17 protein-coding genes and 1 pseudogene are annotated in these 20,650 nt (G+C 70.3%); 7 read left to right on the top strand and 11 right to left on the bottom strand.

Going from position 1 to position 20,650, the window contains the following annotated elements; all coding sequences use genetic code 11:
• Positions 1-4 precede the first annotated feature (4 nt).
• The 10 genes from HPY32_RS31495 to HPY32_RS31540 form a co-directional block, all read right to left on the bottom strand.
• Positions 5-2,137 (bottom strand): MMPL family transporter, encoded by a 2,133-nt coding sequence (locus tag HPY32_RS31495; protein ID WP_067578303.1) that lies wholly within the window; start codon positions 2,135-2,137, stop codon positions 5-7.
• Positions 2,134-3,318 (bottom strand): peptide synthetase, encoded by a 1,185-nt coding sequence (locus tag HPY32_RS31500; RefSeq protein ID WP_067578305.1) that lies wholly within the window; start codon positions 3,316-3,318, stop codon positions 2,134-2,136. The genes HPY32_RS31495 and HPY32_RS31500 overlap by 4 nt, the downstream gene beginning before the upstream one ends.
• Before the next feature lie 22 nt (positions 3,319-3,340).
• Positions 3,341-4,378, bottom strand: a complete 1,038-nt coding sequence (locus tag HPY32_RS31505) for an NAD-dependent epimerase/dehydratase family protein (RefSeq protein WP_067578307.1) — start codon at positions 4,376-4,378, stop codon at positions 3,341-3,343.
• The gene (locus HPY32_RS31510) at positions 4,375-4,647 is read right to left on the bottom strand and encodes a hypothetical protein (RefSeq protein WP_067578309.1); all 273 of its coding nucleotides are present in this window, start codon (positions 4,645-4,647) and stop codon (positions 4,375-4,377) included. Before HPY32_RS31510 ends, HPY32_RS31505 begins: the two co-directional genes overlap by 4 nt.
• Positions 4,644-6,323, bottom strand: coding sequence for a fatty acid CoA ligase family protein (locus HPY32_RS31515; RefSeq protein ID WP_067578311.1), 1,680 nt, complete (start codon positions 6,321-6,323; stop codon positions 4,644-4,646). Before HPY32_RS31515 ends, HPY32_RS31510 begins: the two co-directional genes overlap by 4 nt.
• Positions 6,320-7,228, bottom strand: a complete 909-nt coding sequence (locus HPY32_RS31520) for a beta-ketoacyl-[acyl-carrier-protein] synthase family protein (protein WP_067578313.1) — start codon at positions 7,226-7,228, stop codon at positions 6,320-6,322. The genes HPY32_RS31515 and HPY32_RS31520 overlap by 4 nt, the downstream gene beginning before the upstream one ends.
• A gap of 12 nt (positions 7,229-7,240) precedes the next feature.
• Positions 7,241-8,290, bottom strand: a complete 1,050-nt coding sequence (locus HPY32_RS31525; RefSeq protein ID WP_067578315.1) for a 3-oxoacyl-ACP synthase III family protein — start codon at positions 8,288-8,290, stop codon at positions 7,241-7,243.
• A gap of 334 nt (positions 8,291-8,624) precedes the next feature.
• Entirely contained in the window at positions 8,625-9,722 is a 1,098-nt protein-coding gene (gene galK / locus HPY32_RS31530; protein WP_231951318.1) for a galactokinase, read from the bottom strand.
• A complete protein-coding gene (galT, locus tag HPY32_RS31535) occupies positions 9,719-10,843 on the bottom strand; it encodes a galactose-1-phosphate uridylyltransferase (RefSeq protein WP_082871050.1) in 1,125 nt (374 codons plus the stop codon). Before galT ends, galK begins: the two co-directional genes overlap by 4 nt.
• A gap of 138 nt (positions 10,844-10,981) precedes the next feature.
• Positions 10,982-11,386 (bottom strand): Rv1352/Rv1906c domain-containing protein, encoded by a 405-nt coding sequence (locus HPY32_RS31540; RefSeq protein ID WP_067578317.1) that lies wholly within the window; start codon positions 11,384-11,386, stop codon positions 10,982-10,984.
• Between the two features lie 143 nt (positions 11,387-11,529).
• Between HPY32_RS31540 and HPY32_RS31545 the strand changes: the two genes are divergently transcribed.
• The 5 genes and pseudogenes from HPY32_RS31545 to HPY32_RS31565 all read left to right on the top strand — a co-directional run bounded on the left by HPY32_RS31545 (position 11,530) and on the right by HPY32_RS31565 (position 17,048).
• Positions 11,530-12,090 carry a sigma-70 family RNA polymerase sigma factor gene (locus HPY32_RS31545; RefSeq protein ID WP_082871052.1) on the top strand — a complete coding sequence of 187 codons (561 nt, stop codon included), beginning with the start codon at positions 11,530-11,532 and terminating at the stop codon, positions 12,088-12,090.
• A 28-nt stretch (positions 12,091-12,118) separates the two neighbouring features.
• Positions 12,119-12,286: pseudogene (locus HPY32_RS31550) on the top strand (QcrA and Rieske domain-containing protein); the annotation flags it as partial.
• 112 nt (positions 12,287-12,398) lie between these two features.
• Positions 12,399-14,366: an N-acetylmuramoyl-L-alanine amidase gene (locus tag HPY32_RS46640; protein ID WP_067578319.1), complete on the top strand. Its 1,968-nt coding sequence runs from the start codon at positions 12,399-12,401 to the stop codon at positions 14,364-14,366.
• 42 nt (positions 14,367-14,408) lie between these two features.
• Positions 14,409-15,464 (top strand): CobW family GTP-binding protein, encoded by a 1,056-nt coding sequence (locus HPY32_RS31560; protein WP_067578321.1) that lies wholly within the window; start codon positions 14,409-14,411, stop codon positions 15,462-15,464.
• Positions 15,465-15,563: 99 nt separating this feature from the next.
• Positions 15,564-17,048, top strand: a complete 1,485-nt coding sequence (locus HPY32_RS31565) for a PucR family transcriptional regulator (RefSeq protein WP_082870590.1) — start codon at positions 15,564-15,566, stop codon at positions 17,046-17,048.
• Between the two features lie 20 nt (positions 17,049-17,068).
• On the opposite strand, the gene pucL is transcribed toward HPY32_RS31565, so the two are convergent.
• Positions 17,069-17,989 carry a factor-independent urate hydroxylase gene (gene pucL, locus HPY32_RS31570; protein WP_067578323.1) on the bottom strand — a complete coding sequence of 307 codons (921 nt, stop codon included), beginning with the start codon at positions 17,987-17,989 and terminating at the stop codon, positions 17,069-17,071.
• A gap of 187 nt (positions 17,990-18,176) precedes the next feature.
• Here pucL and HPY32_RS31575 point away from each other — a divergent pair, with 187 nt between their 5' ends.
• Positions 18,177-19,544 (top strand): uracil-xanthine permease family protein, encoded by a 1,368-nt coding sequence (locus HPY32_RS31575; protein ID WP_067578325.1) that lies wholly within the window; start codon positions 18,177-18,179, stop codon positions 19,542-19,544.
• Positions 19,525-20,574, top strand: a complete 1,050-nt coding sequence (locus HPY32_RS31580; protein ID WP_067578327.1) for an isopenicillin N synthase family dioxygenase — start codon at positions 19,525-19,527, stop codon at positions 20,572-20,574. The genes HPY32_RS31575 and HPY32_RS31580 overlap by 20 nt, the downstream gene beginning before the upstream one ends.
• Positions 20,575-20,650: the final 76 nt, after the last annotated feature.

A 20,650-nucleotide genomic window follows, 5' to 3' on the forward strand; every position in this document is an offset into this window, starting at 1 on the left:
TCGATTACCCGAGGGGTAAGCGTTCCCGTTCGACCACCCGCACCGACTGCGGTGCGCGGCGGCCCGGCATCCACCAGTTGGCCGGGCCCATCAGCTTCACCAGCGCCGGGACCAGCAGCATGCGGACCAGGGTCGCGTCGATGATCAGGGCGATGATCATGCCGAGGCCGAGGAATCGCATCGGGGTGAGCGGGGACAGCGTGAACGCGCCGGTGATGAAGACCAGCAGGGTCGCCGCCGCGGTGATCACCCGCGCGGTCTTCACGATGCCGGTGCGCACCGCCTCGGCCGTATCGGCCCCGGCGTGGTGCGCCTCGACCATGCGCGACAGCAGGAACACCTCGTAGTCGGTGGACAGCCCGAACACCACGGCCATGATCAGCACCAGCATGCCCGCCGACAGCGGGCCGACGCTGACCGCCAGCATCCCGGCCAGGTGGCCGCGGTAGAAGATCCACGTGAGAATGCCGAAAGTGGCTGCCAGGCTGAGGAATGCCATGAGCACCGCCTTGATCGGCAGCACCATCGAGCGGAAGGCGAGCAGCAGGAGCAGCAGCGTGGCCGCCACCATCACCGCGATCATGAGCGGCATGCGCGAGACGATGGCATGCACGCTGTCGACCGTCGCCGCGGATTCCCCGCCCACCCGCAGCGCGATGCCGGGCAGCCCGAGATTTCTTATCCGCGTGACGATCTCGGTGGCGGGCTCGGAGCGGTCGGGGACGTCGAGGGCGGCGTGCAGCACCACGACATCGGCATCGCGGCCTACTGGCAGCACCTGGTGCACCCCGCGCACACCGCCGATCTCCGCGCCGACCCGATCCGCGTCGGCGGCGGTCGGAGCCGTGCCGTCCGTGCGCGAAACCAGCACGGTGGCACCGCTGTTGGCGGCGGGGAAGTGGGCGGCGAGCTCGTCCACGGTGGTGCGGGCCGCACTGCCCGCGGGCAGCGCGGTGTGGTCGACATCGCCCAGCCGGACCCCACCGAGCAGGCTCGCCAGCGTCAGCAGCAGCGCGCCGATGGCGACGGCCACGACCGCGGGCCGCCGCATCACGGCCGCCACCACGCGACCCCAGAAGCGGGCGGCGCGCCGTTCGCCGCGTTCGAAAGCGTCCGCGCGCCAACTCCATTTCCCGATGCGCGGGCCGATCAGCACCAGCGCGGCGGGCAGCACGGTCAGCGACAGCACGGCCGCGAGCGCCACCGCCGCGATCGCGCCGAAGCCCAGCGAGCGCAGCACCGCCTGCGGGAACACGAACGTGCCCGCGAACGCGCACGCCAGCAGCAGCGCCGAGAAGCCCACGGTGCGACCGGCGGTGGCGAGGGTGCGGGCCACGGCCTCCGGTGCGGCGCGACCGGCGGCCAGTTCCTCGCGGAACCGGCTCACCACGAAAAGCCCGTAGTCGATGGCCAATCCGAGCGCGAGCAGCGAGGCGATGTTCACCGCGAACACGCTCACCTCGGTCACCCGCGCGATGAGCCCGACCGCGCCCAGCGACCCGAGCACCGCGAGCAGGCCGACCAGCACCGGCAGCGCGGCGGCCACCAGCCCGCCGAACACGAGCACCAGAATCACCAATGTGACCGGCAGCGAGACGGATTCGGCCACCACCAGGTCGTGCCGGGACTGCACGGTAATGGCGTCCGCCAGTGCGCTGTACCCGGTGAACCGGGTCTCGACGCCCGGAACGCGCAGCGCCGCAGCGATATTCCGATACGCGGCGATGCGCTGATTCTCGTCACCGGCCGCGTACACCACCGCCAGCGCCTGCCGCCCGTCGGCGGAGCGGAAGTACCCCTGGCGCGGTGGGACGTTGTTCCAATACGTTTCGACGCGATGCGCCAGCAGCCCCGGATCGACGTCGGCGACCGCCCGCTGCACGCGCGGCCCGAGATCGGTGAGGCTCTGCCCGTCCGGAACCGTGTAGATGGCGATGACATCGGGATTCTGCGGCCCGATCCGGGCGCGCACGACCTGATCGACCAGCGCGGCCTCGCTGCCCGGATCGGAGAATCCGGCCGCGCTGACCCGGTCCTGCACGTCCGCGCCGAACAGCCCGAAGCCCAGGGCGAGCACGAGGGCTACGAGGATCACCAGCTTCGGGCGGGCCGCCACCGCCCCGGCCCAGCGTCTCATGGCGCGACCGAAGCCCGCTGCGGCAGTTCGGCCGCCAGGGTGGAGGCGATCCGGTCCAGCAGGGCCTCCAGGCGCGGCTCGACGCCGCGGCCGTTGCGCGCGGAGACGGTGAGGTGGGTGTGCCCGCCCGCCTCCACCATGCCGAACAGCAGCGGCATGGCCACGCTGTGCTGCGGCAGAATGCACACCCCGGTCGGCGCGAAGCCCGGCACGGTCAGCTCGTCGAGATCGAAGCGGCCCATGTGGGAGACCGTGGCCGAGGCCAGGTTTCGGCCCGAGCGCGCACCCAGCCAGTTCAGGGTGCGCAGCAGCGAGCGGCCCGCGGCGGGCGGGATGGCCAGGCCGCTGGACGCCATCTGGTTGAGCTCGCGTCGTTCCCGCAGCCCGATTCGCTTGTCCGCGTTGATCTGTTCCCAGCTCTGGCCGGGCCGCACATCGAGGAACAGCGGCAGCGCGAGGTTGGCGGTCGAGCGCAGTTCCGGATCGTGGCGGCGCAGATCGACCGGGACCATGATCCGCGACACCGTCCCGGTGGTCTCGGCGAGCAGGGCCGCGACCCGGGCCACCGCGCCGGGGCCGGTCGACTCGATCACGCGGTGCCGCAACAGATGCCGGGCCAGCCCGGGGTCTTGGCGGCCGTGCCCGGTGGCGGCCCGGAACCGCGGCACCATCGGCGTCGGGCGGCCCGGCGCGCCGACGCGGCGCACCAGCTCGGCGTCGGCGACGGGATCCGGGTAGGGCAGCGGTGATTCGCCGCGCAGCACCCGAAACACATTGGTGGCCCACTGCACCATGCCCATGCCGTCCATGACGCCGTGGAACACCCGGAAGACGATCGCCTGACCGGTCAGCAGCAGCACCTCGCAGGTGGTGTCCGGGGTGGGGCCGATCGGGCTGGTGAGTACCGAATCCTCTTCCAGGCGCGGGTAGTTCAGTGTGTGCCCGGTGACCTCGCGGACCCGGGGCGGCACGCCGCTGTCCACCCAGTCGGCGCCGTCGCGCACCAGGCGCGCCCCCGGGCACGCCGCGGCGGCCACGGTGACGGCCCGCTGGAGTTCGGCGGCCGAGAGGGCGCCCTCGCCCCGGAACATCAGCTGCATGAGGAACGGCGGAGCCATGTCCCGCATGGGGAAGTACATCAGCTCGGTGGGGGAGATGCGGCGACGGAAGACGGTGCTCATGATCGGCCTCTCTCGCGGAGGATCACAGGTCTCGGGTGAGTTCGGCGATGCCGCCCTCGGTGTCGAGCCAGGCCAGGAACTCGGCCAGGCCCCGGTCGCGGTCGACGATCGGCTCGTAGCCGAAATCCCGTGCGGCCGCCGAGGTGTCGTAGGTGGCGGAGCGGGTCAGCAGCGCGACCGCGTACCGCGACAGCGGCGGCGACCACCGCTTCGCGATAAATGGTATGCGCCAAGCGGTTTCGATGGCCGTGATCGCGGCGGCGAGCACCCGCGGATCGGGCCGTCGGCTCGGCGGCGGATAGCCGAGGCCGCCCGCGACCTCGGCCAGGAACTCCCACACGTTGGTGCGCTCCGCGTCGGCGATGAAATACGCCTTGCCGCCGACGGATTCGGACGCGGCCGCCTTGACGCAGGCGTCGACGATATTGTCCACGTGACACAGCGAGGCGTACACCGCGCGCCCGAACGACAGATCCGGCAGCGTGCCCGCCGCGGTGCGGCCCAGCAGCCGCACGATCGGGCCGGTGCGGTCGCCCGCGCCCCAGATGGCGCGCGGTCGCAGCGCGCAGGTCACGAAATCCGGTGTGGCGGCGGCGAGTACCGACCGCTCCGCGGCGGCCTTGGTCTCCGAATACAGGTTCAGGTACCGGCGCGGGTAGGGCACCGACTCGTCGATGTCGAGCTGATCGCCGCCGCGGCGATCCATCAGCGCGCTGGGGCTGGAGATGAACACGAAGCGGGAGGCGTGCGCGCGGCGCGCGGACTCCAGCAGCCGCCGGGTGCCGCGCACATTCTCGGCCCAGAACTGGTCGCGGGTGCCGCGCTCGTCGACCCGGGCGGCGCTGTGGAAGACCACGTCCACGCCGGTGGCCGCGCGGGCCAGCGACACCTCGTCGGCCAGGTCGCCGTAGACGATCTCGACGCCGTCGAGATCGGCCAGATCGCGCAGCTTGCTGGTGCGCCGGGCCAGCACGACGACCTTGTGGTCGCCGTCGCGGACCAGCCGCCGGACCAGGGCGCCGCCGAGAAATCCGGACGCGCCGGTGACCAGTGCCTTCATCGTGCCTCCTGTTGCGTCCGAGTCCAGGTGAGACCGAAGATCTGCGTCATGAGCGCGGCCTCGCGGCGCGAGCGGCCCGCGCGGTCGGCCGCCCGCAGCGCCGCCGGAATCTGCGCGGCGTGCACGACGGTGCTCAGGACGGCGTCGATCCACCACACCGCGCGCAGGATTCGGTGGCGCGGGGTGCGATCGGCGGCGCAGGCCACCAGCCCGGCCGCCAGATACAGCCAGCCGAGAATCGGAATCGCCCGCAGTGCAGTGGTTTTCATCGCGCCGCCGCCGCTTCCGTCCGTTCGGTGGCCCAGGCCGCCAGCTGCTCGCGGCCGATCTTGGCATTGTGCCGGATGTCGACCGGGAACGCCGGATGGAACAGGAACTCCGAAATCGGTGCGGTGAGCTCGAATTCGGCGCCGCGGGCCTTCAGCGCGACCTCGATCAGCGCCCGGTCCGCGCCCGGCTTCGGCTCCACGCACAGCACCGGTCGCTGCGCGCCCTTGGGGCCGACACCGATCAGCGCCGTGCGCGCCACCCCGGCCACCGTATTGAACACCTGCTCGATCTGCACCGTGAACAACGGACCGTCCGCCGTCTGCACCCGCTGACTCTTACGCCCGCAGAACCAGATCCGGCCCTGTTCGTCGATCCACGCCAGATCGCCCGTGCGATGCCACACGGTGTCGCCATCGACGATCTTCCCTGTGGCATTGGCGCTCTCGGGCCAATAGTAGCGCGTGCTCACGTTCGGACCCGACACCACGAGCTCACCGATGCCGCGGGTGGCTCGCAATTCGCCTTCGCGCGCTTGCACATCCGCCCACGTGGGCAGCGGATCGTCGGTGACGGCGACGATCCGGGCCCGCACGTGCTCGGCCGGGCGGCCGATGCAGGTGCCGTCGCCGCGATGGGCGCGCTCCACCAAACCGTCGAACAGCTCCCGCGATTCGATGGTCGACATCGGCAGCGCCTCGGTGGAGCCGTATCCGGCGAAGATCCGGACGTCCTCGTTCAGTACCTCGCGCAGCCCGGCGATACACCAGTCGGGGACCGGAGCGCCGCCGGAGTAGATGCTGTGCAGCGTAGGCAGATTCGATCGGGTGGACCGCAGATACCGCAGCAGCGGAACCAGCACGGCGGGGGAGGCGAACATGGTCCGCACCCCGAACCGGTCGATGGCGTCGGCCACGTGCGCCGGATCGGTGGAGCCGACCTTGCTCGGGATCAACGGCGGTAGCACACAGCGGGATCCGAGCAGCAGGTCCAGAATTCCCACCAGCGGCAAGGTGATCAGCGACGTCTCCGGCGGCACCCGATCCCGGGCCGCGTCCACCTGATCGACCATCGCCGACAGATTGCCGTGCGTCATCTGCACCGCCTTGGCCGGACCCGTACTGCCCGTGGTGAACGCGATGAGCAGCGGATCCGCATCGGGCGCGGGCGCGCGCTCCGGCAGCGGCGCGACCGGTTCGATGCCCCAGCCGCGCAGCGTCGGCCCGCCCCAGAACCAGCGGCGGCCCACCGTGACCGGAACCCGAATGCCCTTGAAGTAGCGGCGGAACAGCACCCGCGCCGCATGCGCCTGCGGAATCCCGATGAACGCCTCGGCGTCGGCATGGCGCAGGCAGCGCAGCATCTTCGTCAGGCCCATACCGGGATCGATGGCCACCGGCACCGCACCGATCTTCAACAGCCCCAGCATGATCGCGTACAGCTCCGGGCTCGGCAGCACCAGCACGATGGTGCGGGTACCACTCGAAACCCCTGCGGCGGTGAGCTTCTCGGCGATGACGTCGGACCAGCGATCCAGCTCCCGGTAGGTCAGATACCGATAGCGGGGCAGCCCGTCGCGGGGCCGTCCGGCCGGGAAGATCACGGCTTCCCGGTCCGGATCGGCGGCGACGACCGCGCGGAATCGGTCCACGGCCCGCCAGTAGGTGGCGGTGGTCACGCCCGCGCCCCGGCCAGCTCCGGCAGCCGGTACAGCACCGCCGCGGCCGACGGCCCCGCACCCGCGGCGACGAACAGGATCCGGGAGAACCCGCGCAGTGACTCCTCGGCCACCGCCCGGTCGTAGGCCAGCGGCAGCGACGCGGTGTGCGGGTCGCCCGCGGACAGGTCCGGCGTGCGCACCTCCGCGATGCCGAGCGTGTCCGCCAGCAGGCGCGGGAACTCGGTGGTCGGCGTGGAGGCGATGAGAATCGTTGTCTCCGGGTCGATCTCGCCCACCTCCTCGAGCGCCGCCCGCGCCACGCCCGCGGCCACATCCAGCAGCCGCTGCGTGAAGTCCGCGTCCCGCTCGACGGTCATCAGCGTGCGGCCCGCGGCACCCATGGTGGCGGTGTCGACGAACGCCTCCTCGGTCGGGGAACCCTCGCCGGTGAACGTGTGCACCCGCCCGAAACCCTCTGGCGCGTCGGTGTATTCGAGCAGCAGCGCGGCGCCGGAGGTCGCGTACGGGAACTGCTCGTCGGCCGCGGACCGGGTCAGCGACGGGTGGGTGTCGCCGGAGACGATCACGACGTGCTCCGCGCTGGCGGTCTCCAGGATCGACTGCGCCACCTGCACCGCGTTCAACACCCCGACAGCGCCGTTCATCAGATCGAAGGAGAACGAGCGCGGATCGCCGAAGCCGTAGTCCAGGCCGATCCCGGCTTCCTTCTGGATCAGCGCCGAGATCGCCGGTTCCACGGTGTTGTTGTCGCGGAACACCCCCGCGTTGATCAGCACGCCGACCTGGTCGGGCCGCACCCCGGCCCGCTCCAGGCTGCGCCGCGCGGCACGGCCGCTGTGATCGACGATGCTGTACGAGTCGTCCTCGCGGCTGATGCCGGTGGCCTTGATACGCACACCCATGACGGAAACCCCCTAAACCTTCAGAGACGAGATGGTGGTGGACAGGAAGCCGCCGACCACGCCGGACGCCGCGGGAACCATCAGCACCTTGGACCCCGACGGAATCTCCTGGCGGCTCAGGTAATCGTGCAGCACGATGAAATGCGAAGTGGTGGAGGTGTTTCCGTACTTCGAGATGACATTCAGATCCGGCGGCATCGGCGCGCCGAACTCGCGCTCGGCGATCGCGTTGATGTACGGGATGGCGGCCGCGCCGAACTGATGGTGGATGATGTAGTCGAACTTCTCGTCGGCGAAACTGCCGCCGTGCTTGTCGAAGAACATCCGGTGCGTATCGGTCCACAGCAGGAACCGCGACTCGTTGTGCATCTTCCGGTTGTCGGTGTACAGCGCGGGCCCGGCGGTCTTGTCGCTCGGCATGCCCAGGCACAGGTGCGAGAACTCCGACGCCGTCACCAGCTCGATGTACTCGATCCGGTCGTTCTCGTCGACCGACCGATCCAGCACCACCGCCGCGGCGGAGTCGCCGACGGTCAGCGAGGCGAATTGCAGATCGTATTTCTCGGAAATTTCCTCGACCGCGGTATCCGCGATCGGAGTAATGGCCTCGCCGCTGACCACCAATCCGTTGCGCACAATTCCGGCGCGAATCATCCGATCCAGGATGTAGGTGCCGGTGAGCATTCCGGCGCAGGCATTGGACAGGTCGAAGGTAATCGCGGATCCGGCGCCGATGTGCTTGGCCAGAGAGCTGGCGAAGGACGGCTCCATATACATTCTGGTGCCGTGCTTACTGCGCGTGATCGAGGTGGAGATGATCACGTCCAGGTCGCCTGCCGAGTACTGTGACCTCGACAGACAGTCGTCGATGGCCTTCAGTGCCAGCGTGAACGAGTCCTCGTAGCGCTCCGGCGAGGTGTCGTGCACGCGCCGTTCCGCCACGCCGGTGATCTTTTCCAGATCGAAGGCGGGCGGCTCTTTCAGCCGCGATACCAATTCGGTCGTGGTGACTCGTTTTTCGGGCAGATAAGCGCCCAGGGATTCGAAGCGAGAATGCGACACGTCGCCTCCTGAAACGGGTGACGAATGCGTTGGGAATTCGGGACGAGCAACGATGCTACCCGAGAGTAACTAGTCGGCCGCCCAAGCGCATCTCGGCCATTCGGAAGCAACTGTCTGGGACGGATGTTCACGTTACCGTTGGTATCGGGAATTAGTCACCCTCCGGCTACGACCCCCTCTTTCTGGGGGGATGCCGGGGTGTCCGACACCGTCTCGATGGCATCGGCAAACGCTTGGTAATCGATGCGACGGCGGCATTTCGCGACGCGGAGGGTACTCCGATTGTGAGGGACCTCACCGGGTCCGGCGGGTGGACCGAGGTCCGCTTCCCGCCTCAGCCGATCCGGCGGGCACCGGCCGACGGCACCGCCACGAAGGTGCGGGGCGCGGCGAAATCCGCTGCGCGGAAGCGCTTCTCGATCGCCTCGACGACCAGGGGTGTGCGCTCGGTGTCGGTGAGGGCGATGATGCTGCCGCCGAAACCGCCGCCCACCATGCGCGCCCCGTACGCGCCCGCGGCCGTCGCGGCGTCGACCGCGGCGTCCAATTGCGGTGTGGAGATCTCGAAGTCGTCGCGCAGCGAGGCGTGCCCGGCGGCGAGGATCGGTCCGATCGCGCGTGGATCGCCGCCGCCGCGCAACATCTCGACGACGGCGAGCACCCGGGCGTTCTCGGAGACGATGTGGCGGGCCCGCCGCCGCAGCACCGGATCGGCGATCCGCTCCACCGCGGCGGGCTCGGTGATCGCGCGCAGCGAGCCGACCCTGAGCGCCGCGGCGGCCTGCTCGCATTCGCGGCGGCGCTGCCCGTATCCGCCGTCGACCAGCTGGTGCGGGGTGTTGGTGTCGACCACCAGCAGCTCCAGCCCGGTCGCGGTCAGATCGAACGGCACCTGCGCGTGCTCACCCCTGCCGAAGTCCAGGAACAGCGCGTGCCCGGCGGTGCACAGCACCGAGGCGGACTGGTCCAGGGTGCCGGTGGCCGCGCCGACGTACGAATTCTCCGCGGCCCGGCCGATATCGATGAGATCGGCGTCGGCCACCGCCGGGGCGAACAGGTCGCGCACCGCGATGGCCACCGAGCACTCCACCGCCGCCGACGACGACAGTCCCGCGCCCACGGGCACCGCCCCGTCCAGGCGCAGCGCCACCCCGGGCAGCGCGTGCCCGCGCGCGGCGTACTCGTGCACCACGCCGAGCGGATACCGCGCCCACCCGGTCACCGCGGCGTCGGCGAGCCCGGCGATCGGCACCCGGATCTCCTCGCCGGGATGCTGGCGCGACGAAACCCGCACCAGCCCATCGGAAGTCGGCTCCGCCGTGCAGGTGACCACCTGCGGCAGCGCGATGGGCAGCGCGAAGCCGTCGTTGTAGTCGGTGTGCTCGCCGATGATGTTGACGCGCCCGGGCGCCACCCACACTCCGCCGGTCACCGCACCTCCCGCAGTTCCGTCGCCACCGTCTCCGGCGTGGTGTCGCTGATGAACACCTGCATGCCCGATTCCGAACCGGCCAGGTACTTGAGCTTGTTCGCCGCCCGGCGGATCGAGAACAGCTGCAGGTGCAGCCACCAATCGTCGCGCGCCAGACCGGATTTCGGCGTCGGCGCCTGGTTCCAGGCGGCGATGTAGGGCATCGGGGTGTCGAAGCGGTGCGCGAACCGTTGCAGCACATTCAGATACAGCTCGGCGAAGGCGTCGCGCTGGGCGTCGTCGAGCTCGGGGATGTCGGCCACCCGGCGGTGCGGGAACAGCTGCACCTCGTAGGGCCAGCGCGCGAACGGCGGGACGAAGGCGGTCCACTCCTCGTTGGCCGCGACCACCCGCAGCCCGGCCGCGCGCTCGGCGGCCAGCAGGTCGCCGAAGAGGTTGCCGCCGTGCGAGTTCCGGTACGCCGCCACATTCGCCGAGATCTTCGCCACCCGCGGCGTGACGAACGGATAGGCGTAGATCTGGCCGTGCGGGTGCGACAGCGTGACGCCGATCTCCTCGCCGTGGTTCTCGAAGCAGAACACCTGTGCCACACCGTCGATCTCGGCCAGTTCGGCGCTGCGGTGCGCCCAGGCGTCCACCACCAGCCGCGCCCGGGCCGGATCCAGCTGCGCGAACGAGGAATCGTGGTCGCTGGTGAAACACACCACCTCGCAGCGGCCGAAGCCGTCGCGCAGCGGCGTCAGCGGCGAACCCTCCACCGTGGCAGCGAAATTCGCGTGATCGGTGGACAGCGACGGAAACCGGTTCTCGAAAACCGCCACCTGATAATCGGATTCGGGCACCTCGGTGGCCCGCTCCGGCGTCGACGGGCACAGCGGGCACAGATCCGCCGGGGGCAGGAAGGTACGAGTCTGGCGGTGCGAGGCGATCACCACCCACTCACCGAGCAGCGGGTCGAACCGCGTCTGCGAATGCGTGGTCGTCCGCGGGAGATCACGCGTGTCCTCGGCGGTCCGCACTATGTTCCCGATGTTCCCGGCGTGCGTCCCGCTCCCGATGTTCCCGGCGTGCTCTTGGCCGGGATCTGCATCGAAGTACAGAATCTCCCTGCCGTCGGCCAGCTTTCGGCGGGTGATGGCAGGCGGCATCGTCGCGACCTCCGGTGTCGGTACTCCTGGGACGAGCCGGACAGTACACGGAGTGATTGTGAGCGTTAACATCGGGTCGATCGGAGCGCCGGCCCGCCGTTCACCGGGCGCTCAGTACTCGCTGCCGAACAGCCCGCCCGGGCCGTAGGACCCGGTGGACGGCGGGGCGGGCATCAGCACCCAGCCGCCGCAGTTGGCCGTCGCGAAACCCACATCGCTCGGGCGGATCAGCACCCGCACCGGATTGACGTGGGTGAAGTCGCTGGCGATGACGTAGTGGTTGGGATCGGGGTCGTCGCCCGGCCCCATGATCTTCCACAGCCGCTGCCACCCGCAGACGTGGTTCGGGTCCGGCGACCCGGGCGCCTGGTAGATGCCGGGCAAAATATCGATGCCCACGCGGTAGACCCCGTCGGCGGGAATGCTCGGCGCCGGATCGGCGGCGGCGATCCCGGATCCGAGCAGCGTCACCGCGGACGCCAGGGCTCCCGCGAGCGCGAATGTGCCTGCGTGCACGACGGTCCTCCTCGATCAGGTCGTCCTCGCAGGTGGGTCTACCAGAATCCGGCCGCCGCGTGGCCGATTCGGCGAAATCGGCCCGCCGGAATTGGGGGCACGATCGCGATGTCGTTCCGGGGCGCCGCGGCGATATTCCCGGTATGAGTGGTCTACGGCCCGTCGCCCCGGACGGTTGCGCCCCGCGGTGCGCCCGACTGTGTACCGATCGAGGACTCGCCGAGGTGCTCGCCGCCGAGCAGGGCTTGCTGCACTGGCGCGCGACGCGCCGCCTCGGCGATCCCGGCCTGGCCGAGCACGCCGTGCAGGAGGCGCTGCTGCGCGCCTGGCGCGGCTGCGCCACCTACGACCCGGATCGGGGCAGCGTGCGGACCTGGCTGCTGTCGATCGAACGCAATGTGCTCACCGACATCATCCGGATGCGCGCGGCGCGGCCCATGGAGGCCGGGTGGGATCTCGTCGAGGACTCGGTCGACCTGCGTTGGGCCCGACCGGATTTCACCGACTCGCTGACCGACGGCCTGCTGGTCGACCAGCTCCTCGCCCGCCTGCCCGGCCCGCAGCGCGACGCGGTGGTCCAGGTGATCCTGCGCGATCGCGCCTACCGCGACGTGGCCGCCGACCTCGGGGTGCCGGTCGGCACGGTGAAGACCCGGGTGCACTACGCGCTGCGCTCGCTGCGTCAGCTCCCGCTCGGGGCCTGATTCGCGTCACCCAACCCGCCGCGGGTCGGTAGCCAACGGATTGATCATCTGTCCTTGTCACGGCAGTCGTTTCCATCTGGATGGGACCGTGGCGCGGGGGCTCGCGGCACGTCCGCTGAATACGCTGCGGATTCGGGTCGACGGCGACCGGATTTTGCCCGCCTGGCCCATCCGCGGAGGCTCCCGACACGAATAACTGTTCGGTAACGGGACTTGCTTCCTGATGCTTACGTTGCCAGAGTGAACCACTGGGTTTGGTGTTACTAGTGGGAAGGGAGGGGCGTCCCTTCGGGGTACGCCGTCCGCACATGAAGCAACCAAGCATCATCCTCTGCGTGGCCGCCACCGCCGCGGCCGTGGCCACCACCGCCGGGCTGCACCCGGCGATGTCGCTCGCCGCCCCCGCGACACCCGAGGTGTCGACCAAGCTTGCCGGGAAGACGGTGTTCCTGGATCCGGGGCATCAGGGCCCCAACCACACCGAAGACATGAACCGCCAGGTCGCCAACGGCTACGGCGGGACGAAGCCGTGCCAGACCACGGGTATGACCACCGTGCACGGCGTGCCCGAGCACACCGTGAACTGGAATGTGGCACAGCTGGTCAAGCAGTCGCTGGAGACGCTGGGCGCGCGCGTCGTGCTCAGCCGCCAGGACGACACCGGCTGGGGCGGCTGCGTCGACGAGCGGGCCGCCGCCGCCAATCGGTCCGGCGCCGACGTCGCGATCAGCATTCACGCGGACAGTGCGCCCGCGCAGGATCATGGTTTCCACTTCATCGTTCCGCAGCTGCCGACCGCGGACGAGAAGGCGAGCCAGGTGCAGTCGGGCGCCGGGCTGGCCGCGACCAAGGCGGTCCGCGACGCCTACCGGACGGCCGGATTCACCCCGGCCGATTACGCCGGTGCGGTGGACGGGCTGATGCCCCGCAACGACATCGCGGGCCCGGCGCTGACCGAGGTCCCCGACGTGTTCGTGGAAATGGGCAATGGGGCCAATGCCGACGACGCGACCGCCCTGGAGAACCAGGACGGTCAGATCCGGCACGCCATCGCCATCACCACCGGGCTGGCCTCGTACCTGCTCGGCGCCCCGAGCCAGCCGCCCGTCGACAATCTGATGGGCCGCAGCCCGAATTCGGGCTCCGCGAACGGCGCGAAGACCCCGGGGCAGAACACGGCGAGCGCCCCGCCGACCAACCAGTTCCAGGCCGCGCCGAGCACAATGTCACCGGACGGCCAGGCACAGGGCACCCAGGGACAGTCGAAGGTGCCGCCGCTGTCGACCGGGTCGGCCGACGGCGGTGCCGGTGGGGCCGACCAGTCGGGGACGGGCGGCTCGGTCCCCGGAACGAACCAGGGCCAGGGGTCGGCGAACCAAGGACAAACGGGTGCGGGACAGACGGTTCCGGGACAGCCTGGTGGGGCACAAACTGCTCCCGGCCAGTCGGGTGCGGGACAGTCGGCTCCGGGTGCGGGACAAGCGGTTCCGGGGGAGTCGGGTTCGAGTCAGTTCGCTCCGGGACAGCTCGGTGCGGGACAAGTGGTTCCGGGGCAGTCGGGTTCGAGTCAGGCGGTTCCGGGGCGGCCTGGTGGGGCGCAGACTGCTCCCGGCCAGTCGGGTGCGGGGCAGTCGGCTCCGGGGCAGCTCGGTGCGGGACAGACGGGTCCGGGTGCGGGACAAGTGGTTCCGGGGGAGTCGGGTTCGAGTCAGGCGGTTCCGGGACAGCCCGGTGGGGCGCAGATTGCTCCCGGTCAGTCGGGTGCGGGGCAGGCCGCGCCGGGGCAGCCCGGTGCGGGGCAGGTGGTTCCGGGACAGTCGGGTGCGGGGCAATCCGTGCCGGGGCAGTTGGGTGCTGGGCAGGTCGAGCCTGGGCAGGCGAATCTGGGGCAGGGTGGATCGGGGCAGGTGGCTCCCGGGGGGAGTGTTCCGGGTCAGCAGTCGGGCGGTATCGATCCGAATGCCTTGGGGGCTTATACGCCGGGAGCCCAGAATGGTTCCGCGCTCGGTGGTCAGAACGGTTCTGTGCCGAATACCTCCGTTCCGGGGGTTCCGGGCGCGTCCATGCCGGGTAAGCAGGGCACTACGCCGATGACCACGCCGGGGACCCAGGGCGACAATGGTTCCGCGGCCGCGAGCACCCTGGTCACCACGGCCATGCAGCTGCTGCTTCCGCTGGCGAAGACGCTGGGCATGAACGACGCGACCATTCCGCCGGAGCTGATCAACCTCGCCTACACGCTGGTGGCGACGGCCTACAACGCCTTCTCCAAGTAGGTCGCGCCGATCGGCCGTATGCGCGAACGGTAGGGTGGCCGGGTGAGTCGGCGCATTCCAGTTCTGATTGTGGCCGGGTTTCTCGGGGCCGGGAAGACGACGCTGCTGAACCATCTGCTGCGGCGGCGGGATGCGCGGATCGGCGTGGTGGTCAACGACTTCGGGGCCGTCAATATCGATGCGATGCTGGTGGCGGGGCAGGTCGACGCGATGGTGTCGCTGGGCAACGGGTGCGTGTGCTGCGCGGTGGACATCACCGAGCTCGACGAGATGTTCACCCGGCTGGCGCAGCCGCGCAACCGCATCGACGTCATCGTGGTCGAGGCCAGCGGACTCGCCGAACCCCGCAACCTCATTCGCATGGTGATCGGCTCCGACAATCCGAACATCCGCTACGGCGGCCTGATCGAGGTGGTCGACGCCGAACACTTCGACGACAGCCGCGCCCGGCACCCCGAGCTCGCGACCCACCTGCGGCTGGCGGATCTGGTCCTGGTGAACAAGGCCGACCGGGTGCCCGCCGAGCGATTGGACCGGCTGCGCCGCGAGATCGGCGATCTGGTGGGCCAGGTGCCGGTGCACGCCACCACGCACGGCCGCCCCGACCCGCGCCTGCTGTTCGACCCGCCGGAGCAGCACGTCGCACCCGTCGCCGAGCAGCTCAGCCTCGACGCACTGCTCGACGACCACGACCACCACGACGACGACGGCCACCACCATCTGCACGACGGCTACGACAGCGTATCCTTCACCAGCACAACGGATCTGGACCCGCGCAGGCTGGTCGGCTTCCTGGAGGACCCGCCGCCCGGCCTGTTCCGCGCCAAGGGCTGCACCGCCTTCGGCGTGCGCGGCGAGCGGCGAAAGTTCGTGCTGCACATGGTCGGTCGGCACGTGGTGTTCGAGCCGTCGGCCTGGGGCCGGGGCGAGGCCCGGGAGAGCACGCTGGTGCTGATCGGTTCCGGCATGGACACTGAGGCCGCCACCGCCCGCCTCCGCGACACCGTGCACACCGCGCCCGACCCGCTCGACGATCGCGCGCTGCTCGGCGTGTGGCGCTACGTGCCGCGCGAATTCACCGACGACCCCGCCGAGTAGCGCGATCGGCTGCCGCCCGGCGTGACACGGACGAAACGGGCCGGAAATACCGCCGCTCTACGGTGACGACACAGTCGAACCGATCACCGGAGGTGCGCCGTGCTGGTACGGGACATGCTGGCCGAGCCGCTCGGCCTGCGGCTACTCGGAGGGGCGACCGCGGCGCTGGAGCGGCCCGTGGCCCGGATCTGCGTGACCGATATGCCCGATCCGACGCCGTTCGTCACCCCGGGCGCCCTGGTGTGCACCGGGCTGGTCTGGCGGCACGACGCGGACGACAGCGACCGCTACGTGGGCCTGCTGGCCCGGGCCGGGGCCGTCGCGGTGGCGGCGGGGATGTCGCTGCACGGGCGGGTGCCGCCGGACGTGGTCGCGGCCTGCGCCCGCCACGGGCTGCCGCTGCTCGAGGTGCCCGAGCGCGTCCCGTTCAGCCGGATGATCGAGTACCTGGCCGGTCGCAACGCCGACATGCGTTTGCGCCGAGCGAAATCCGGGATGGCGCGGCAGCGCAGGCTGCTGAGCGCGGTCGCCGACGGCCGTGACATCGCCGCGCTGATCGACGAATTCGCCCGGGACTGCGGGATTTCGGTGTGGCTGCTGACCGCGACCGGGATGCCGGTGGCGGGCACCGAGCCGCTGTCCGACGATCGGATCGACGCGCTCGTCGCGGCGGCGGCCACCGCGTCCCGGCTGCCCCTGTCGCTGCCCGGCGGTTATGCGGTGTGGCCGGTCGGCGGCCGGTTCGGGGATCGACTCTCGGTGTGGTACCTGGTGATTCGCGGCGCGACCGACGAGCAGGACCCGGACGAATTGGGGGCCGACCTGGCCGCGATCGCCGAACTGTACCGGATGCGGCGCCTCGAACTGTTGCGCATGACGTGGGAGCGCGACCGGTCGCCGGTGGACGCCGCGTCCGGTCCGATGGTCGCGGTCGCCTTCGATCCGGTGACGAAGCCGGAACAGTGGTCCGGCGGCGGCCCGGGCCGAGATGCGCTGCGGGCCATCGCGCACGACGTATTGCCCGGCGCGACAACCGAGGTCGATGCGGACGGACGGATCATCGCCTGGGTCCGCGGCACCGAGCAGAATATCGCCGCCCAGCTGCGCCGCCGCCTGATCCGGCTCGCCCCCGCGCTGCGCGAGGTCCGGTTGCGGGTCGGCGTGAGCGCCTGCCGCGGCGGCGAATCCGCCACGGGCACCGCCGCTTCCGCGGTCGCGGCGGCCAGCGTGGCCGCCGACGAGCCGGTCGATGTGCGCGTCGCCGACGTCGATTCGGCCGTGGGCCTGTTCACCACCATCCCGGATCAGCTGCAGCGCCGCTTCGCCGACCGGGTCCTCGGGCCGCTGGTCGACTACGACGAGCGCACCGGCGCGGAGCTGTTGCAGACCCTGGAGGTGTTCCTCGGCTGCGCGGGCTCCTGGCGGCAGGCCGCCGACCGAATGCACCTGCACCTCAACACCGTTCGCTACCGCATCGGCCGCGTCGAGGAGCTCACCGGGCGCGATCTGGGCCGCCTCGACGATCGGCTGGACCTGTATCTGGCGGTGCGGGCGCGGTCCCGGCCCGGCGCGCTCCCGGCCTGACCGCCCGATATAGCGGTCCGCTAGACCGCCCCGGTGTAGTCGTCCCAGGCGATTCCCGCGTCGGGGGCGTCCTCGCGCAGCGCGCTCGCCTGAATGAGCCCGTAGGGCCGGTCGTCCGCGTGAAAGACCTCGCCCGCGTTCTCGATGCCGAATCGGGCCAGATCGTAGGAGAAGTGATGCTTGTTCGGCGCCGACAGCCGGATCTCGGCCAGGCACGGATACGCCGCCAGCGCCGCCCGCCCCATCTCGAACAGCGTCTGCTGCAACGCCTTCGACTGCAACTGCGCGAACCGCTCGATGAGCACGGCGCGGATCCCGGCGTAGGCGGCGTCCCAGTCGGCGGGCGGTGCGGCGAAGCGCCAGCGCGCCACCAGGCTGGTCGCCATCACCCGATCGTGGGTGGGCTCGAGCACCGTGAACGGGTCGGTGAGAAAGCCCGCGAACTCCGAACCGGTGGACTTGAGGATGACCAGATCCTTGATGCCGCCGATCACCCACTCCCGCCGCGCCGCGCCCGTACCGGCCACGGTGACCGCCGCGATCCGCACGTCGGGACCGGTGCGCGTCCAGGTGTGGTCGTGCGGGCGGCCGCCCGCCTGCGCGCGCTGCCAGGCGTACTCCTCGATCTCGAGGCGGGCCGAGTCCACCGGCTCGATGTCGTCGACGAAATGCCGGGCCAGCGCCAGCCCGTACTCCTCGATGCTGCCGCCGCCGTGGGTCTTGGCGTAGGCGTAGATCGTCTGCTTCTGCGAATCGGTGGGCAGCACCGTGGCCTGATCGCCGCTCACGTGCGCGGCGTCGAAGTCGCCGCGCAGGCACGAGGAGACGTTCAGGTCGCGGATCTCGTGCCGGGCCGTGTCGCGATAGATGCGCACCACCCGGTTCTCGGCCTTGCCGTACTGGTTCGGGCCGAGCACGATCTTGCCGTTCAGATCGGTCATGGATACTCCTGCGGTAGACGATCCGTCATCGTTCACTCTGGCTCACCCCGGGCGGGTCCGGACCTGTATCCGCGACAAATCCGGCGCGTCGCCCGGCCGCCGGTTTGGCCTTCCGGACAAAACCCGCCCCCGGTCGGGTGATTTACCGTGAGAATGATCGGCCCCTCCTGCGCTCCAGGGAGTCTCCATGACAACACCGCATCCCGTCGACACCCGGTTACCGGTCGGGCCGCTGCTGCTGTTCGGCATCCAGCACGTGCTCATCATGTACACCGGATGTATCACGGTGCCGCTGGTCTTCGGCGCGGCCGTCGGCCTGGACCGGTCCACCATCGGGATTCTCATCAGCGCCGATCTGCTGGTCGCGGGCATCGTCACGGTGGTGCAGAGCCTGGGGGTGGGCCGGATGGTGGGCGCGCGGATGCCGATCGTGTGCGGGGCGACCTTCGTGGCGCTCACGCCGATGATCCTGATCGCCAAGCAGTACGGGCTGCCCGCGGTGTACGGGTCGATGCTGGTCGGCGGCGTGGCCGGGGTGCTGCTGGCGTGGCCGTTCGCGCTGATCGTGCGGTTCTTCCCGCCGCTGGTGTCGGGCACGGTGCTGACCGTGGTCGGTATCTCGCTGATCGGGGTGGCGGGCGGCCTGATCGTGGGCTCCGACGCCAAGGCGGCGTCGTTCGCCGACCCGGCCCGGATCGGGCTGGCCGCGACGGTGCTCGCCATCGCGCTCGGATTCATCTGTCTCGGTCGCGGGCTGTGGTCGCAGCTGGGCGTGCTGGTGGCGCTGATCGCCGGTGTGCTGCTGGCGATTCCGCTGGGCTTGCTGCAACTGGACGGGGTGTCGGGGGTGGGCTGGTTCGGGGTGCCGCATCCGTTCTACTTCGGGGCGCCGCAATTCCCGATCGCGGCCATCGTGTCCATGACGGTGGCGATCGCGGTGGTGTTCGCCGAGTCGACCGCGAGCCTGCTGGCGATCGGCCGGATCACCGGAAAACCGTTGGGGCGCGGCGATATCGCGCGCGGGCTGGCCGGTGACGGATTGTCGGCGGTGCTGGCGGGCGTGCTCAGCTCGTTCGTCGACACCCTCTTCACGCAGAATGTCGGCGCGGTGGCGACCACCCGCGTGTACAGCCGGTACGTGACCGCGGTGAGCGGCGCGATCCTGGTGCTGCTCGGCCTGGTTCCGCGATTCGGGGCGGTGGTGGCCGCGATTCCGGGGCCGGTGGTCGGCGGGATCGGGCTGGTGCTGTTCGCGACGATCACGGTGGTCGGGGTGGACACGCTGCGCAAGGCCGACCTGGGCGACCGGGTGAATGTCGCGATCGTCGCGGTATCGGTGGGCGTCGGGCTGATTCCGGTGCTGACGCCGGGCATGTTCGAGCGCTTCCCGCCCGCGGCGCAGATCCTGCTCGACAGCGGCATCACGCTCGCGGCCGCCTCCTCGTTTCTGTTGAATCTGGTGTTCAACCACTCTCGCGTGGGGGCCTTCGCGCGCCGCGGGTCTCCCGAAACCGCCACCGTCACAGGAGAATCCCATGACGAACTCACCGTCTGAACCGTTCGAAGTACCCGTCGTCGATATCGCCGCCCAGGTGACCGGCGGCAGCGAAGACGAGCGCGCCCGCGTGGTACGCGAGATCGATTCCGCCTGCGCCCGAGTCGGTTTCGTGCAGATCCTCGGGCACGGCATTCCGGAGCCGGTGCTCGCGGGGCTGGCCGCCGCGATGGACGAGTTCTTCCGCCGCCCGGCCGAATTCAAGAACGGATACCGCGTCACCGGCGCCAATCGCGGCTACAGCCCGCCGCGGAGCGAATCGCTGAGCCTGAGCCTGGGCATCGAATCCGGCGAGCGGATGAACGACTATTTCGAGGCGTTCAATATCGGGGTCGAGGCGCGGTCGTTCACCGATCTCACCCTGTCGGAGGCGGATTACGGGATCAACGTGTGGCCGGAGCTGGCCGGGTTCGAGGCGGCGGTGCAGGCGTATTTCGCGCAGGCGGCCCGGGTGGCCCGGACGCTGACCACCATTTTCGCCGCCGCCCTGGGTGTGGCGCCCGACTTCTTCGACCGGCTCACCGATCACTCCAACGACGTGCTGCGAATGATCAATTACGCGCTGCCGGAGGGCACGCGGGTCGAGACCGGCGAGATGATCGGGATGGGTGAGCATTCCGACTTCGGCCTCGTCACCGTGCTGTGGGCCGATCGGGTCGCCGGGCTCCAGGTGCTCGGCGGCGACGGTCGCTGGCACGACGTGCTGCCGGAACCTGGTGCGCTGCTGGTGAATCTGGGCGATCTGACCGCGCGGCTGACCAACGACCGCTGGCTGTCCACCCTGCACCGGGTCAGGCCGCCGGTGATCGACGGCACCGTTCGCCGCCGCCGCGCGGCCGCGTTCTTCCACGACGGCAATATGGACGCCGTCATCTCCACCCTGCCCAGCCATATCGGCGCGGACGGAATCGCCTACGAGCCCATCGTGATTCGCGACCACATCCGGGCCAAGCTCGCGGGATCGCGGCAGGGCGAACTGTATCCGAACCCGGGGCGGGAGGCTGCCCGGGTGCGTGGTGCCCGCGAATGAGGCGGGGGATCCCGGCCAAAAGCGCGCCGGGATCAATTCGACAAGCAGGCCGGGATCAATTCGATTGTGCCACCTG

This window comes from Nocardia terpenica, assembly GCF_013186535.1.
GTDB classification, from domain to species: domain Bacteria; phylum Actinomycetota; class Actinomycetes; order Mycobacteriales; family Mycobacteriaceae; genus Nocardia; species Nocardia terpenica.

Bases quoted from the DNA above. Each gene is read 5' to 3' on its own strand.
- HPY32_RS31580 (WP_067578327.1), top strand. From the start codon at position 19,525: ATGACGAACTCACCGTCTGAACCGTTCGAAGTACCCGTCGTCGATATC.
- HPY32_RS46640 (WP_067578319.1), top strand. From the start codon at position 12,399: ATGAAGCAACCAAGCATCATCCTCTGCGTGGCCGCCACCGCCGCGGCC.
- HPY32_RS31520 (WP_067578313.1), bottom strand. From the start codon at position 7,228: ATGGGTGTGCGTATCAAGGCCACCGGCATCAGCCGCGAGGACGACTCG.
- HPY32_RS31510 (WP_067578309.1), bottom strand. From the start codon at position 4,647: ATGAAAACCACTGCACTGCGGGCGATTCCGATTCTCGGCTGGCTGTAT.
- HPY32_RS31575 (WP_067578325.1), top strand. From the start codon at position 18,177: ATGACAACACCGCATCCCGTCGACACCCGGTTACCGGTCGGGCCGCTG.
- pucL (WP_067578323.1), bottom strand. From the start codon at position 17,989: ATGACCGATCTGAACGGCAAGATCGTGCTCGGCCCGAACCAGTACGGC.
- HPY32_RS31495 (WP_067578303.1), bottom strand. From the start codon at position 2,137: ATGAGACGCTGGGCCGGGGCGGTGGCGGCCCGCCCGAAGCTGGTGATC.
- HPY32_RS31505 (WP_067578307.1), bottom strand. From the start codon at position 4,378: ATGAAGGCACTGGTCACCGGCGCGTCCGGATTTCTCGGCGGCGCCCTG.
- HPY32_RS31500 (WP_067578305.1), bottom strand. From the start codon at position 3,318: ATGAGCACCGTCTTCCGTCGCCGCATCTCCCCCACCGAGCTGATGTAC.
- HPY32_RS31545 (WP_082871052.1), top strand. From the start codon at position 11,530: ATGAGTGGTCTACGGCCCGTCGCCCCGGACGGTTGCGCCCCGCGGTGC.